A 14,783-nucleotide genomic window follows, 5' to 3' on the forward strand; every position below is an offset into this window, starting at 1 on the left:
TCCGATCAATTCTGGACCGGCTGATAGGCCGGTCCCTTCGGGTGCTTGAGGTCGATCGCAGTTTCTTCCTGCGGCAGGTAGGTGGGGCCGACGACGCGCACCTTGTTCTTCGACGGATCATAGGGCCGCTCTTCGGCCGGCACCTTGACAGTCTCGCCCGCCGCTTCCGGCTTCTTCGTCTCGATGACGATGATCGACGACTGGTCGTCGCCGGTCTTCGTACCTGTCGTCTTCGGCGTGGTTGCGGCGGTCTGCGGTATCTGGCAGCCGCACTGGCCGGGCTTGCTGACGGCGCGGGTGCGATAGGCAAAGGCGTTGGGCATTTCGGTATAGGGACGGCCGGTCACGGCCGAGACCATCTTGTCGCTCTCTTCCGTGTTGAGGTCGTGGAAATAGAGCTCCGTCTCAGCCCCTGGGCAGCGGGCCCGGCAGGCCTGTTCGTCGCGTGGGAAATCGGCCGGCGTCGCATCCGAAGAGATCGGGAAGAAGGCACCGTCACAGGTGCGCACGCACATGGTTCTGAGCGTGCCGCTATAGTAGCGCTCCTGCGGCGCGTAGCCGTCTTCGCCATGTCCGAGCATCGGGCCGTAGGCGTCCTCCGGTGGCAGGTCGGCAACGATGTTGCGGTGGCTTTCCGGCACGTCCGGTTCGACGCTTGCGAACTCCTCGCGGTCGCCATAGCAACCGTTGATCTCAAGTGCTGCGAGGATGCGGCGCCGGCTGTCGTCGCTGCCGCCGGCGACGATCTGCTCGCGCTCGGACTTCAGCATGCGCAGATTGTCTTCCATCTCGGCGATGAGACCGTTGAGCCCGCCGCAGGTGTCGGGGTCGCCGCCGTCGTAGCCGATGGCGTTGCCGCCACCGCAACCGGCGCGGCGGCGGTCGTTCTTGGCCCGCCGCAGTTCGATGTTCTGCCGTGAGATTGCGCTTGCATAGTCGCGCGCATCGGCATTGCTGGCGACGTAGTCAGGCAGTTGCGCGAGCCGGGCGTTCAGTCGGTCGCAGGCCGTCGATGCCAGTGACGGACCGGCACCGATCAGAACCAAAGGCACGAGGGCCGTAGCGACGTGTTTCAGGCGCGTGAACACGGGGCGTAAGTCTCTTCCTGTTGCCAGGTCGGCGCCAACTTCTGCGGGTGGCTGCCATCGGCATTCCTGTTTCGCCTCCATCATAGAGCTTGTCGGTGATCGTGCAACGACAAGCGACGGTTTGCGTTAACAGTGCCGATCGACGGACGCGCTTAGGCGGCGCGGGCGGTTTCCAGCGACATCGGGCGGTCGAGAACGGTGCCTTCGATCGCAGCGACCGCTTTCATCCGCGAAAGCAGATCCGGGGTCACTTCCCAGGCAACGGCAACCGCGAAGACCGAGCCGATGCGGTGCGGTTCGGCGATGCGCTCGCCCGGGCATCCCATGCGGCGGAACATGCGCTCCAGGAACACGTCCGTCACCGTAACGATGTGGCTGATGCCGGAAGCAAGGCCAAGCTCACCGACGCCGCACATGAGTTCGGCAGCCGCGACCGTCACCTGGTTCGAAGCGCGGTCCTGCGAAATCTCCGGCTCGATGCAGAAGCGGCTCGATTCCCAGACCGAAGCGCTACGGATTTCCGGATTGTCGCCAAGCAGGATCGGGAAAGTATCGTCGAGCATGTTCGGGCCGAGCGTCGGCAGGAGCCGCAGCGCGCCGCGCAGCCGGCCGGTATCGGGGGCATAGGACAGCACGTAGAGCGGGTTTGCCTGGTCGTAGTTGTCGATCTCCCATTCGCCTTCGGTCTGCACGTCCCATTTCAGGAAGTCGTGGAAGACGCGCTTGCGCAACCGGAACATGTCGTCGACGGCCGCCGGGTGTTGTGCGCGGGTCTTTCCGTTCAGGATCCTGATCATCGTTTTCTCCATCCGAGTTTGGGGATGGGGCGATGCTGTCAGGCTCGCGGCGGTTGCGTAACTGTCGCTAGCGACAGTTCAAATGCGCGATATTTGCCACTAGATTTCGAGGGGTTTCGGTGGAGGTGTGTCGTCGGGTGTCAAACGGTGGGGATCAGCGCGTGTCGTACGGCCTGTGCCACGGCCTGGGTGTTGGAAACGACATTCAGCTTGCGCCGCGCATTGGTCATGAAGAAGCGCACGGTGCGCTCGGAAATACCGAGAATCGTGGCGATTTCCCAATAGCTCTTGCCGGCGGCAGCCCAGGTCAGCACCTCGGTCTCGCGCCCGGTCAAACGCATCTCGCGGGTCGAAATGCTGCCAGCCATGGCGCCATGCTCAAGCATGGCGGCATGGAAGAGATTGGCGGCCAGCTGGAAATCACGCAGGTGATGCCGGCGATAGGTCGTCCATTCGCCGGCCGGCATGTTGACGTTGATCGCAAGCAACGCCATGCGCCCGGCAGGCGAGGGCAATGGCAGGGCGACGCCCTCGGTCGAAATGCCGATCTCCTGGGCGGCCTGGAACAGCGGTTCGCATTCCGGGAACCGATGCCGCGCCATCGTCCATTCCACCGGTCGCACGCCACCAAGCGCCAGCTTCAGGATCGGATCGATCCGGTGAAGGCTGCGGGCACGGTAGATTTCGGCGGCATAGGCGCCAAAGGTGTGATGCAACCGGCAGACCTTGAGCTCGTCCGCATAGGGCTCGGCTTCGAGATAGAGCAGATGGGCAATGCGGAAGGTTCGACGCATCAATGTGAAGAAATGAGCGGGCTCCACGCAGCCGCCGCATTCCAGGATTTCCAGCATGTCGAGGACAGCTTGCTGCTCAGTCATGCCACAACACCGAATCTCGTCCGAGGCCCCAGCATGGTTAGAGGTTCACCTTTTGTCCAGCGCAAACTTTCCCGATTGGTGTGTAATACCAATTGTGCACGCCTTGATTGCGGCTGCCGATCGGCCGCGTGAGGGAGGCTGATTCGCAGGCGATGCGTAAAACCGGCGATGCCGCGCCTGAGGCAGGCGCGACATCCGGATACGGTTTTGCCGGCGCCGGCATGGCGCCCAATTAAAGCGAAGACCGGTGGCGATCTCCGCGTTGCCATCTCAACCCGGATGGCTGGCTTCGACCACCGCCAGAGCCGCCATGTTGACGACGCCGCGCGAGGTGACGGACGGCGACAGGATATGGGCCGGGAGCGCCGAGCCGAGCAGGATCGGGCCGACATGCAGGCTGTCGGTCATGGTCTTGACGACACCGAGCGTGATGTTTGCGGCATCGAGATTGGGGAAGACCAGGAGGTTGGCTTCGCTCGTCAGGCTGCTGTCCGGCATGACGCGCTGGCGCAGCGCCTCCGAAATCGCGGCATCGCCGTGCATTTCGCCGTCGACCTCGAGGTCGGGCGCAAGTTCCCGCACGAGCTGCAGCGCCGTGCGCATCTTGGTGGCACTCTCCGAATCGCGCGAACCGAAGTTCGAATGCGAGACGAGGGCTGCGCGCGGGGTGATGCCGAAGCGGCGGATTTCCTGCGCCGCCATGACCGTCGTCTGGGCGATCTCTTCGGCGCTCGGGCAGTAGCTCACGTAGGTGTCGGTGAAGAAGGTCGCGCCGCGCTGCGAGATCAACAGGCTCAAGGCCGAGAAATCGAGCACGCCGTCGCGCTTGCCGATGATCTGCGAGACGTCGCGCAGGTGCTTGCTGTAGCGTCCTTCGACGCCGCAGATCAGCGCATCCGCTTCGCCGCGCTTGACGGCGAGCGCACCGATAACGGTCGTGTTGGTGCGCACGATGGTACGGGCAGCTTCCGGGATGACACCGAGGCGTCCGACGAGAGCGAAGTAATCCTCGACATAGTCACGGTAGCGCGGATCGCCTTCGGGGTTGACCACTTCGAAATCGACATCCGGGCGGATGCGCAGGCCATAGCGACGCAGGCGCGTCTCGATGATCTGCGGGCGGCCGATCAGGATCGGGCGGGCGGTGCCTTCTTCGAGCAGCACCTGGGCGGCGCGAAGCACGCGCTCGTCTTCGCCTTCGGCAAAGATCACGCGGTTCTTCTGGGCGTTCTTGGCAGCGGCAAAGACCGGCTTCATGATGAAGCCCGAGCGGAAGACGAAGCGGTTCAGCTTGTCGAGATAGGCGTCATAGTCCTGGATCGGACGGGTTGCGACGCCGCTTTCCTCGGCGGCCTTGGCAACCGCCGGCGCGATGCGCAGGATCAGGCGCTGGTCGAACGGCGAGGGGATCAGGTAGTCCGGGCCGAAGACCGGGGTCTCGCCGGAATAGGCGCGGGCGGCAACGTCGGAGGGCTCTTCGCGCGCAAGACCGGCGATGGCGCGCACGGCCGCCATTTTCATTTCTTCGTTGATCGTGCTTGCGCCGCAGTCGAGCGCGCCGCGGAAGATATGCGGGAAGCAGAGAACGTTGTTGACCTGGTTCGGGAAGTCCGAGCGGCCGGTGCAGATCATCGCGTCCGGACGGGCCTGGCGGGCGGCTTCCGGCATGATTTCCGGTGTCGGGTTGGCGAGCGCCATGATCAGCGGCTTTTCGGCCATCTGCGCCAGAAGTTCCGGCTTCAGGACGCCGGCGGCCGAGAGGCCGAGGAACACGTCGGCGCCGCCGATGCTGTCGGCGAGCACACGATTGCTGCTGTCCTGCTCGTAGACGGACTTCCATTCGTCCATCAGCACCTCGCGACCCTTGTAGACGAGGCCTTCGAGGTCATGCACCCAGATGTTTTCGCGCTTGGCGCCGAGCGTCACGAGAAGGTTGAGGCAGGCAAGTGCGGCGGCACCCGCGCCCGAGGTGACGATCTTGGCGGTCGCGATGTCTTTGCCGGCAAGTTCGAGGCCGTTGAGGATGGCAGCGGCGACGATGATCGCCGTTCCGTGCTGGTCGTCGTGGAAGACCGGAATCTGCATCTTTTCGCGCAGGCGGCGTTCGACCTCGAAACATTCCGGTGCCTTGATGTCTTCAAGGTTGATGCCGCCGAAGGTCGGCTCCAGCGCCGAAATCACGTCGACCATGCGCTCGATGCTCGACGCATCGATTTCGATGTCGAAGACGTCGATGCCGGCGAATTTCTTGAAGAGGACCGCCTTGCCTTCCATGACCGGCTTTGACGCCAGCGGGCCGATATTGCCAAGCCCGAGCACGGCCGTGCCGTTGGAAATGACCGCAACCAGGTTGGCGCGGGCGGTAAAATCGGCTGCCTGTTCCGGGTTATCGCGGATGGCGATGCAAGGGGCGGCAACGCCAGGCGAATAGGCCAGCGCCAGGTCGCGCTGGTTGCCGAGCGGCTTGGTGGGCTGGATTTCGAGCTTTCCCGGGCGGGGATAACGGTGGAAGAAAAGGGCCTGCTGGTCGATGTCGCCGCTGGCCGGACCGGTATGGGATTTCGTCTTGTCGCCCGTATTCATGCTCTCACATTCCTCATTCGTGGTCGTGCCTTTTGGCATGAATTCGAAGCGAGGTACAGTTTTGCAGTGTTGATTTCGGCGGCAGACCGGCAACGCAATGTTGATGTCATCTTCTTGAAACACGAGTCTGGTTTCACGAAGGCACGAAGCGTAACCAGAGACGAGGCTGGCATGATGGCGGCGCAGCAAGACAACTCCGTACGAAAGCTCAGGACGTTGTTCATCTCGGACGTCCATCTCGGCTCCAAGGCGGCCAAGACCGACTATCTGCTCGACTTCCTGCGGCATCATGAAGCGGAGACGATCGTTCTGGTCGGCGACATCGTCGACGGATGGCGGCTGAAGCGCAGTTGGTACTGGCCGCAGAACTGCAACGACGTCGTGCAGAAGCTCTTGCGCAAGGCGCGCAAGGGCACCCGCATCGTCTACATCCCCGGCAATCACGATGAGTTCCTGCGCGACTTTCCGGGCGTGCATTTCGGCGGCATCGAGGTGGCGCAGCGCTACATGCACGAGGGGGCAGACGGCCGTAAGTACCTCGTGCTGCACGGCGACGAATTCGATGTCGTCGTGCGCAACGCCCGCGTGCTCGCCTATCTCGGCGACTGGGCCTATGACACGGCGATCGCCATCAATATCGGCCTTGCGGCGGTCCGCAGGCGTCTCGGCATGCCCTACTGGTCGTTCTCGTCCTGGGCGAAGCTCCAGGTCAAGCACGCCGTCAACTTCATCGGCGAGTTCCAGAAGGTGGTCGCCGAGGAGGCGCGCCGCCACGATGCACAGGGCGTGATCTGTGGTCACATCCACCATGCCGTGATCGAGGAGATCGGCGACATCCGCTACATCAACACCGGCGACTGGGTGGAAAGCTGCACGGCGATTGCCGAGCACCACGACGGCACGATGGAGCTGATCACCTGGCACCAGATGCGCGGCGGCGCCAGCGAAGGCGAAGCATCCGGCGAAGCGGACAAGCTGCTTGCCCAACTGCTGACCCAGCGCGCGGCCTGATCATCGCGCCGCGCCGAAAGTCCTGTCGCGAAAACTAGGTTATGGCGAGGCGCGCCCGGCTCGTGCTAGAGAGTGGGCACAGCCATCAGGTCAGACGATGATTCCCTCCCAAGCGCCCGCCTATGTGGGCCCTCCGCCGCGCCATTTTGCGCTTCGCATTGCTTTGCTCTTCTGTGCGCCGCTGATCGTCAACGGCTTCGCGATGCCGTATTTCCCGATGTGGCTGAGCACGCTGTCGATGAGCGACTTCGAGATCGGCGTCGTCCTGGCGCTGCCGATGTTCGTGCGCGTCATCACCGCGCCCATCGCCGGCGTCATCGCCGATCGGCTCGGCGAGCGAGCGATCGTGCTGATCTGGTCCGGCTTTCTGTCGCTCGCAACGGCGCTGGTGCTGTTCTACTTCCGTGAGTTCTGGCCGGTGCTGGTCATCTATACGCTGCAGTCGGCCGTCTATTCGCCCTATGTGCCGATCGTCGAGGCGATCGCTCTGTCAGGCGTGCGGCGCTGGGGCTTCGATTATGCCCATATGCGGCTCTGGGGTTCGGTCGCCTTCATCGGCGCGACGATGCTCGGCGGCTGGATGGTCGGCATTTTCGGCAGCGACATGGTGCTTCCGGCGATGGCGATCGGCTTTGGCCTGACGATCGTGATGGCCTATGCCGCGCCACGGGTCGGCAAGCCGCGGCGGCCGTCGCCGATCACGGCCTTGACCGAGCCGCCGCCGAAGTCGCTTCGGCAGCTCGACCTGCAGCTGCTTTTGATCGGGGTGACGCTGGTCAACGCCAGCCACGCGATGCTCTTCGCCTTCTCGGCGATCTACTGGCAGCACATCGGCTACAGCGGTACCGAGATCGGGCTGCTCTGGAGCGCGGGCGTGGCGGCCGAGGTGACGATGTTCATCTTCGCCAAGGCGATCAGTCGCCGTTTCAGTGTCTGGGTGATGATCCTGTCCGGCTGTTTTCTCGCCGTGGTGCGCTGGATCATCTTCCCGATGGATCTCGGCTTCAGCGGCTATTTCATCCTGCAGTGCTTCCACGCCTTCACCTACGCGATCATGCACACCGGCATGCAGCACAAGCTGGTCGAGCGCGTGGTGGAATCGCAGGAAGCGTCGGCCCAGGGGCTCTACTTCTTCTATACCGGCATCTTCACGGCGATCTTCACGTTCCTGTCCGGCTATTTCTACAACTGGTACGGGGTCAACGGCTTCTATTCCATGTCGGTCGTCGCTTTTGCCGGCTGCTGCTTTGCCGTCACCGCCTGGTATCTTCAGCCCCAGAGGCGCGGCTCCGGCGGGAAGACGAGCGACGCCTCGTAGCGCAGGCCAGGCTCACGATCTTTGGCAAGCAGCAGCGGTCCGTCGAGATCGACGAAATCCGCGCCCTGGGCCACCAGGATCGCCGGAGCCATGGCCAGCGAACTGCCGACCATGCAACCGACCATGACCTTGAGCCCGAGCGCATCTGCCTGCGCGCGCATGCGCAGCGCCTCGGTCAGCCCTCCGGTCTTGTCGAGCTTGATGTTGACCGCATCGTAGCGGCCGACGAGGGCTGCGAGGTCCTCGGTCGCATGCACGCTTTCATCGGCGCAGATTGGAACGGGGCGGGCGACCGTTGCCAGCGCCTCGTCTCGGCCGGCCGGCAGCGGCTGCTCGATCAGGTCGATCCGTTCCTCGGCGCAGAGCGCGAAGTGATAGGCGAGGGTCTCGGGTGTCCAACCTTCGTTGGCGTCGAGGATGATGCGGCTTTCCGGTGCACCGGCGCGCACCGCGCGGATCCGAGCGGCATCATCCGCCGTTCCGACCTTGACCTTGAGGAGCGCGCGGTGGGCGTACTTAGCCGCCTGTTGGCGCATCGCGTCGGGCTCGGCAAGCGAAAGCGTATAGGCCGTGGTCAATGCTTCCGGTGAAGAAACGCCGGCAAGAACATGGGCCGGTTGGTTTTTCTGCTTTGCTTCCAGGTCCCACAGGGCGCAATCGACGGCGTTGCGGGCGGCACCCGGCTTCATCTCGCGCTGCAGGTCCGCACGGCTGAGCCCGGCCTCGATGCGGGGACGGATGGCTGCGATTTCTGCCAGTACCGTGTCGAGCGTTTCGCCGTAGCGGCCGTAGGGAACGCATTCGCCGGAGCCGGTATGGACGCCATCGCCTATGCGGCAGGTGACGACGCTTGCCGTCGTCTTGGAGCCGCGCGAGATCGTAAACGTGCCCGCAATCGGGAAATGTTCCACGGCGGCATCGAGGGAAAGTGACATGAAAGCGTCTCCGGCAGGTAATCTGTTGGCCCGGCGTCATAGCGCCGCAACGTTCGGGTGACAGCAAAGGTGCGAGCCGTTATGACGGTGGAAGGATTTACGAATCTTTACACAGTCGTTGCCTCCGGTCGGACGCGCAACGCTCGCGGTAACACTTTAGGTCTGCTGCACAATCTTGTCCTCAAATCTATCGAGATTGGACGAGTTTTGCAGGGGCAAATCGGGATAACAGAAGACACGTGTCGCAAGCCGCCCGCAAGATGACCGCCGATGTCGCGCTGTCCGAGAGTGGCAGCGGGCGAAGCTATGTCTTCACCGGCGCCTGGCGGCACGAGACCGCCGAGGCGATGGCGGCAAAGCTCGATGGCCTTGCGCGCAAGGGCGACGGGGCAGCCCAGTTCGATCTGTCCGGTGTGACGGCGATGGATACCGCAGGCGCCTGGATCATCCGCCGCTTCATGACCCGCATCGTCGGACCGTCGCGCGACAACGTTCATTTCGCCGAGGGCGGGCAGCGTTATGTCGAGTTGATCGATGCCCTGCCGGCGGAGCTGCGTTCTCCGGACAAGGGCAGCGAACGGCTGCCGCTGTTCCAGCGCATCTTCGCCCCGATCGGCGAGGTCATGGCGGCGACGTGGGAAGATATCGTCGCGGCGATGTATATTCTGGGCTCCGCGGTGCGCGGTGCACAGCTGAAGCTTGGACGGCACAGCGGCGTCTCGCCGGCGGCGATCGTTCACCAGATCGACCGCATGGGCGTGATGGCGGTTCCGATCATCACGCTGATGTCGTTCCTGATCGGCGCCATCATCGCCCAGCAGGGCGCGTTCCAGCTGCGCTATTTCGGCGCCGAAGTCTTCGTCGTCGATCTCGTCGGCATCCTGCAGCTGCGTGAAATCGGCGTGCTCCTGACGGCGATCATGATCGCCGGCCGCTCCGGCAGCGCGATCACCGCCGAAATCGGCTCGATGAAGATGCGCGAAGAGGTGGATGCGCTGAAGGTGATGGGCCTGAGCCCGGTCGGCGTTCTGGTCTTCCCGCGCCTCGTGGCGCTGACCGTCGCGCTGCCGCTCCTGACGATCATCGCAAATTTCGCAGCCCTGGTCGGCGCGGCGCTCGTCGCCTGGGGCTATTCGGGCATCACCATCCCGACCTTCCTTGCCCGCTTGCAGGAAGCCGTCGATTTCTCGTCGGTCGCCGCCGGCATGATCAAGGCGCCGTTTATGGCGCTGATCATCGGCGTCGTAGCAGCCGTCGAGGGCTTGAAGGTGGGCGGCAGCGCGGAGTCGCTCGGCCGCCACGTGACGTCTTCCGTGGTCAAGTCGATCTTCGTCGTGATCCTGATCGACGGGCTGTTCGCCATGTTCTACGCGGCCATTGATTTCTGATGCGGAGAACAGCGTGAACCCAGTCGAAAAGAGGCACGAGGAATACCAGCCGACCGAGGCGAACGAGCGGGAGTCGGTGCTTTCCGTTCGCGACCTGACGGTCGGTTTCGGGTCCAACATCGTGCTCGACAAGCTGAACCTCGAGATCTACCGCGGCGAAATCCTCGGCTTCGTCGGAGCGTCGGGTACGGGCAAATCGGTGCTGATGCGCACCGTCCTGAGGCTGCTTGCGAAGCGGTCCGGCAAGATCGAAATCCTCGGCGCGGACTACGACAACATCACCGAGGGCGAGCGCATCGCGCTCGACATGCGCCTTGGTGTTCTCTTCCAGCACGGGGCGCTGTTTTCTGCGCTGACGGTGCGCGAGAACATCCAGGTGCCCATGCGCGAATATCTCGACCTGCCGCAAAGCCTGATGGACGAGCTGGCGCGGGTGAAGATCGAGCTGGTCGGTCTTGCACCGGAGGCGGCGGAAAAATACCCGTCCGAGCTTTCCGGCGGCATGATCAAGCGCGCAGCACTTGCGCGTGCACTGGCGCTCGATCCGGACCTGGTTTTCCTCGACGAGCCGACTTCGGGGCTGGATCCGATCGGGGCGGCCGAGTTCGACGAGTTGATCGCCAAGCTGCGCGACACGCTGGGATTGACCGTGTATATGGTGACTCACGACCTCGACAGCCTCTTTTCGGTCTGCGACCGGATCGCGGTTCTCGGCAAGAAGAAGGTTCTGGTCGAAGGCACGGTTGAAGACATGCTCGCCTGCGACGATCCGTGGGTGCAGTCCTATTTCCGTGGCAAGCGGGCACGATCGATCGTTCGCCACGATCAATGACCGGAGCATCCGGCCTCAGGCGAACGGCCTGAAGCGGGTATGATCCGGAAACAAATGTTGGAGCCTTGCGCGATGCGTTCGCTGGACGCATGGCGCTCCGCTAGGTGCGGTTTTGACGCCCAGGTGTCGAGATCGAAGGAAGAGCCGGTGAAGCGGCCACGAAGGTAGTCGGTACGAATGGAAACGAAAGCGAACTACGCCATTGTCGGTTTCTTCACGGTGTTCGTGGTCGCGGCCGCATTCGGCTTCGTCTACTGGATGTCGCAGTATGGCCGAAGCGGCGAGATGATCGAGCTGGTGGTCAATATTCCGGGGTCGGCCAACGGCCTTTCGGTCGGCTCTCCGGTGCGCTTCAACGGCATTCCCGTCGGCACGGTTCGCAACCTCGCGATCGATGCCAACGACCCGCGCTATTCGATCGCACTGACCGAGGTCTCGGTCGATGCGCCGGTGCTGAAGTCGACCAAGGCGACGCTCGAAGTGCAGGGCCTGACGGGTGCTGCCTATATCGAGCTTAGCGGCGGTCACAAGGGCGACGAGAACATCCTGAAGACCGCGATCGAAAAGGGCACGCAGGCCCGCATCCTTGCGGACCAGTCGAGCGTCACCAGCCTGCTCGCTACGGCCGACCAGATCATGGACCGCGCCAACAGCGCCATCACCGACATCCAGGGCTTCGTGACCGACGTGCGCGGTCCGCTCACCAAGACGATCGGCAATGCCGAGAAGTTTTCCGACGCGCTTGCGAACAATTCCGGCGCGATCGACGATTTCCTCAAAAGCGTGACGGAACTCTCCGGCTCGGTCAGCGCGGCATCCAAAAAGCTCGACTCGACCCTCGAAACGGCCGAGACGCTCGTGAAGTCGGTGGACCCGAAGAAGATCGACCGCATCGTCTCGAACGTCGAGCAGATCAGCAACGACCTTAAGCAGGCTTCGGGCGGCGTTTCCGAGACCATCGCGGCTTTCCGGCAGACCGTCGAAACCTACGAGCAGTTCGGAAAGAACGCTCAGAAGACGCTGGAGCGGGTCGATACGCTGGTCGCTTCGGTCGACAAGCAGAAGGTGGAGCTCGTCGTCAACGACATCACCGCGGCGACCGCCGACGCCCGCAAGACCGTTGCCAACATCTCGCAGTTCGCCGCGAAGATCACGGCGCGCCAGCAGGACATCGACCGCACGATCACCGACGTGACGCAGCTCGCGAGCAAGCTGAACGCTTCGGCCAACCGCGTCGACAGCATTCTCGTCAAGGTCGACGGCTTCCTCGGCGACGCCGACGCGCCTTCGCTTTCGGCGGATGCCCGCGCGACGCTCGAGTCCTTCCGCAAGATGGCAGACAATCTGAACGCGCAGATCGGGCCGATCGCTGACAACCTTCGTCGCTTCTCGGGCTCGGGCCTGCGCGACGTCGAGGCGCTCGTCACCGATACGCGCCGCACGGTGCAGAGCCTGGAGAACACGATCTCGACGTTCGACAAGGATCCGCAGCGTCTTCTCTTTGGCGGCGAGACGGTAAAGCAATATGATGGCCGCACCCGACGCTGAGTCGGTGGGCACAGCCGGCGTGGGGCCGGGTGGTGTGTTTCGATCCGGAATGCGCCGAAGTTGTGTGGGACAAAGGTAACGGCAGTATGAGTTTTCCAGGGCTGGTGGGCGTGCGAGTAGCGGGAGCGTGGCGCTCCGCCCTGATGATCATGCTGGCAGCAGGACTTGCCGGCTGCGGTACCAAAGCGGTCAACGACACCTATAGTCTTTCGGCAAGACCGGCCGTCGAAGGTCGTGCAGCCACGGGCAAGCAGATCCTCGTGCCGGAGCCCACGGCTCTGAAGGCGCTCGACAGCGATCAGGTCGTCATCCGCCTCTCCGGCGCGGAACTGCAATATCTCGCCAAGGCGCAGTGGAGCGATCGCCTGCCGAAGCTGGTGCAGTCAAAGCTCGTCCAGGCCTTCGAGGACACGGGCAAGGTCGGCGGCGTCGGCAAACCGGGCCAAGGCCTGGCAATCGATTACCAGGTCATCACCGAAATCCGCGCTTTCGAGATCTCGACCGAAGGCACCGACGTGGCCAATGTCGAAATCTTCGCCAAGATCCTCAACGACCGCAACGGCACGGTTCGGGCGGCGAAGGCGTTTCGCGCCTCGGCTGCGGTGAGGGGCACGGGCAATACGGCATTCATCAACGCCATGGACCAAGCTTTCGCCACGGTTTCCGCAGAAATCGTCAGCTGGACGCTCGGTTCCATCTAGGGACGCCGAAGGCGTTCTCTATCGCGCGACGACCGTCTCGATCCGGTTGATCACTTCCGCGACGCCTTGCACGTGCCTGGCCGCCTCTTCGGCGCGCGCAACTTCGGCTGCTGTTGCCACCAAGCCGGCGAGCAGGATCGTATTGCCTTTGCCGGTCACCGTGACATCGGCGGCATCGAGGCCGGGCGTGACCGCCAGGAGATGGGCGACGCAGCGTTCCAGTTCCGCAGGGTGATCGGCCGCCTGCCGCTCCGGCTCGTCGCCGTAAAATGTGCGCTTCTTGAAGATCATCGTTTTCACCTCGCTCGACGAAAGTGAAACGCCAGACGACGCGCTTTGTTCGCCTGTTTCATTCGAAACAGCGGGATGAGCCCGATCCGTGCGATGGCTCGCTTCAGGCGACGGACGGCTCCGTCGCGGTTAAGTCACACGGGGATATACAAAAATGCGCGGTTCTTGCTTCGCCATGGCTCTGGCGACGACGATGGCATTTGCCTTGGCCATACCGGCGAAGGCAGCGAACTACAGCTACGGCTGCAAGCCGAGCTGCGTCCTCAAGACCGAACGGGCCTATGGCGCCGACGGCAAGCTCTTTTTGAAGAAGGTGCGGATCTGCAAGTAATGTTGAATGAGCCCGGAACGGTTCAGGGAGCCGTTTTCGGCTGGGGCGCACGCTGCGCGTGATCCCGGAGAGAAGCGCGTCCGCGCGGCGCGAGCGCTTCTCTCATTCTTTATGGTGCCGTTGAGCCTTACGGCCAGCGCACGACCGGGGGCAGGGACGACAGGATGGACTCGACATTGCCGCCGGTCTTCAGGCCGAAGATAGTGCCGCGGTCGTAGAGCAGGTTGAACTCGACATAGCGGCCGCGGCGTACCAGCTGTTCGTCGCGGTCGTCCTCGGTCCAGGGCGTATTGAAGTTGGTGCGGACGATCTTCGGATAGACGATGGCGAACGCCTTGCCGACATCACGGGTGAAGGCGAAGTCGGCGTTCCAGCCGCCTTGCTCTTCCGGGGAGTGCAGCCAGTCGTAGAAGATGCCGCCGGTTCCGCGCGCCTCGTTGCGATGCGGCAGGAAGAAGTAGTCGTCGCACCATTTCTTGAACTTGGCATGATCGGCGACGGCATGGCGGCCGCAGGTGATCTCCATCGCGCGGTGGAAGAGCTGGGTATCGGGATCCGTCATGACGCGACGGCGATCGAGCACCGGAGTGAGGTCGGCGCCACCGCCGAACCAGTTGCTGGTCGTCACGACCATGCGGGTGTTCATGTGAACCGCCGGCACGTTGGGATTGACCGGATGGGCGATCAGCGAAATGCCCGAGGCCCAGAAACGGGGATCTTCGGCAGCACCCGGGATCTGGCTGCGGAATTCGGGCGAGAATTCGCCGTAGACGGTCGAGGTGTGCACGCCGACCTTTTCGAATACGCGGCCTTCCATCATCGACATGCGGCCACCGCCGCCCTTGCCATCCTCACGGCTCCAGTCCTTGGCGACGAAGCGGCCGGGGGCGCGATCGGACAGCGGCCCGGTCAGCTCGTCCTCAACCGCCTCGAAGGCGGCGCAGATGGTGTCGCGCAGCCCCTCGAACCATGCACGCGCCTCCGCCTTCTTGTCTTCGATGTCGGCGGGGAGCCCCTGGGGTAGCTGCGGTCGTTCCATGAAATTACGTCCTGTTGGCGGGATATCCCGATGAAATACCGCC

General features: G+C 63.4%; 14 protein-coding genes. 7 read left to right on the top strand and 7 right to left on the bottom strand.

Features of this window, described 5'->3' with window-relative positions; genetic code table 11:
- Nucleotides 1-5: 5 nt before the first annotated feature.
- The 4 genes from OKW20_RS13285 to OKW20_RS13300 all read right to left on the bottom strand — a co-directional run bounded on the left by OKW20_RS13285 (nt 6) and on the right by OKW20_RS13300 (nt 5,346).
- Nucleotides 6-1,088 carry a DUF2865 domain-containing protein gene (locus OKW20_RS13285; RefSeq protein ID WP_429172844.1) on the bottom strand — a complete coding sequence of 361 codons (1,083 nt, stop codon included), beginning with the start codon at nt 1,086-1,088 and terminating at the stop codon, nt 6-8.
- A gap of 152 nt (nt 1,089-1,240) precedes the next feature.
- Entirely contained in the window at nt 1,241-1,885 is a 645-nt protein-coding gene (locus tag OKW20_RS13290) for an acyl-homoserine-lactone synthase (protein ID WP_043623869.1), read from the bottom strand.
- A gap of 140 nt (nt 1,886-2,025) precedes the next feature.
- On the bottom strand, nt 2,026-2,763 hold the full coding sequence (locus OKW20_RS13295) for a LuxR C-terminal-related transcriptional regulator (protein ID WP_429114165.1): 738 nt from the start codon (nt 2,761-2,763) through the stop codon (nt 2,026-2,028).
- A gap of 270 nt (nt 2,764-3,033) precedes the next feature.
- Nucleotides 3,034-5,346 (bottom strand): NADP-dependent malic enzyme, encoded by a 2,313-nt coding sequence (locus OKW20_RS13300; RefSeq protein ID WP_429172847.1) that lies wholly within the window; start codon nt 5,344-5,346, stop codon nt 3,034-3,036.
- Nucleotides 5,347-5,517: 171 nt separating this feature from the next.
- On the opposite strand from OKW20_RS13300, the gene OKW20_RS13305 reads away from it, so the two are divergent.
- Both OKW20_RS13305 and OKW20_RS13310 read left to right on the top strand, forming a co-directional pair.
- Nucleotides 5,518-6,357, top strand: coding sequence for a UDP-2,3-diacylglucosamine diphosphatase (locus tag OKW20_RS13305; protein WP_043623860.1), 840 nt, complete (start codon nt 5,518-5,520; stop codon nt 6,355-6,357).
- Nucleotides 6,358-6,454: 97 nt separating this feature from the next.
- Nucleotides 6,455-7,675 (top strand): MFS transporter, encoded by a 1,221-nt coding sequence (locus tag OKW20_RS13310; protein WP_429114168.1) that lies wholly within the window; start codon nt 6,455-6,457, stop codon nt 7,673-7,675.
- Here OKW20_RS13310 and dgcA read toward each other — a convergent pair.
- The gene (gene dgcA / locus OKW20_RS13315; protein ID WP_429172848.1) at nt 7,627-8,610 is read right to left on the bottom strand and encodes an N-acetyl-D-Glu racemase DgcA; all 984 of its coding nucleotides are present in this window, start codon (nt 8,608-8,610) and stop codon (nt 7,627-7,629) included. The genes OKW20_RS13310 and dgcA overlap by 49 nt on opposite strands.
- 260 nt (nt 8,611-8,870) lie before the next feature.
- Here dgcA and OKW20_RS13320 point away from each other — a divergent pair, with 260 nt between their 5' ends.
- The 4 genes from OKW20_RS13320 to OKW20_RS13335 all read left to right on the top strand — a co-directional run bounded on the left by OKW20_RS13320 (nt 8,871) and on the right by OKW20_RS13335 (nt 13,079).
- On the top strand, nt 8,871-9,998 hold the full coding sequence (locus OKW20_RS13320; RefSeq protein ID WP_429173441.1) for an MlaE family lipid ABC transporter permease subunit: 1,128 nt from the start codon (nt 8,871-8,873) through the stop codon (nt 9,996-9,998).
- A 13-nt stretch (nt 9,999-10,011) separates the two neighbouring features.
- Complete coding sequence (locus OKW20_RS13325) at nt 10,012-10,830, top strand: ABC transporter ATP-binding protein (RefSeq protein WP_043623850.1); 819 nt, start codon at nt 10,012-10,014, stop codon at nt 10,828-10,830.
- Nucleotides 10,831-11,007: 177 nt separating this feature from the next.
- Nucleotides 11,008-12,378 carry an MlaD family protein gene (locus OKW20_RS13330; RefSeq protein WP_043623847.1) on the top strand — a complete coding sequence of 457 codons (1,371 nt, stop codon included), beginning with the start codon at nt 11,008-11,010 and terminating at the stop codon, nt 12,376-12,378.
- Between the two features lie 86 nt (nt 12,379-12,464).
- A complete protein-coding gene (locus OKW20_RS13335) occupies nt 12,465-13,079 on the top strand; it encodes an ABC-type transport auxiliary lipoprotein family protein (protein WP_429172851.1) in 615 nt (204 codons plus the stop codon).
- 18 nt (nt 13,080-13,097) lie between these two features.
- Here OKW20_RS13335 and OKW20_RS13340 read toward each other — a convergent pair whose 3' ends face one another.
- Nucleotides 13,098-13,370: a BON domain-containing protein gene (locus OKW20_RS13340; protein ID WP_429172853.1), complete on the bottom strand. Its 273-nt coding sequence runs from the start codon at nt 13,368-13,370 to the stop codon at nt 13,098-13,100.
- A 154-nt stretch (nt 13,371-13,524) separates the two neighbouring features.
- Between OKW20_RS13340 and OKW20_RS13345 the strand changes: the two genes are divergently transcribed.
- Nucleotides 13,525-13,701 carry a hypothetical protein gene (locus tag OKW20_RS13345; RefSeq protein ID WP_429172855.1) on the top strand — a complete coding sequence of 59 codons (177 nt, stop codon included), beginning with the start codon at nt 13,525-13,527 and terminating at the stop codon, nt 13,699-13,701.
- Nucleotides 13,702-13,828: 127 nt separating this feature from the next.
- On the opposite strand, the gene hemF is transcribed toward OKW20_RS13345, so the two are convergent.
- Nucleotides 13,829-14,740: an oxygen-dependent coproporphyrinogen oxidase gene (gene hemF / locus OKW20_RS13350; RefSeq protein WP_043623839.1), complete on the bottom strand. Its 912-nt coding sequence runs from the start codon at nt 14,738-14,740 to the stop codon at nt 13,829-13,831.
- Between the last annotated feature and the right edge of the window lie 43 nt (nt 14,741-14,783).

It is taken from the genome of Ensifer sp. LBL (assembly GCF_050435225.1).
GTDB lineage: Bacteria > Pseudomonadota > Alphaproteobacteria > Rhizobiales > Rhizobiaceae > Ensifer.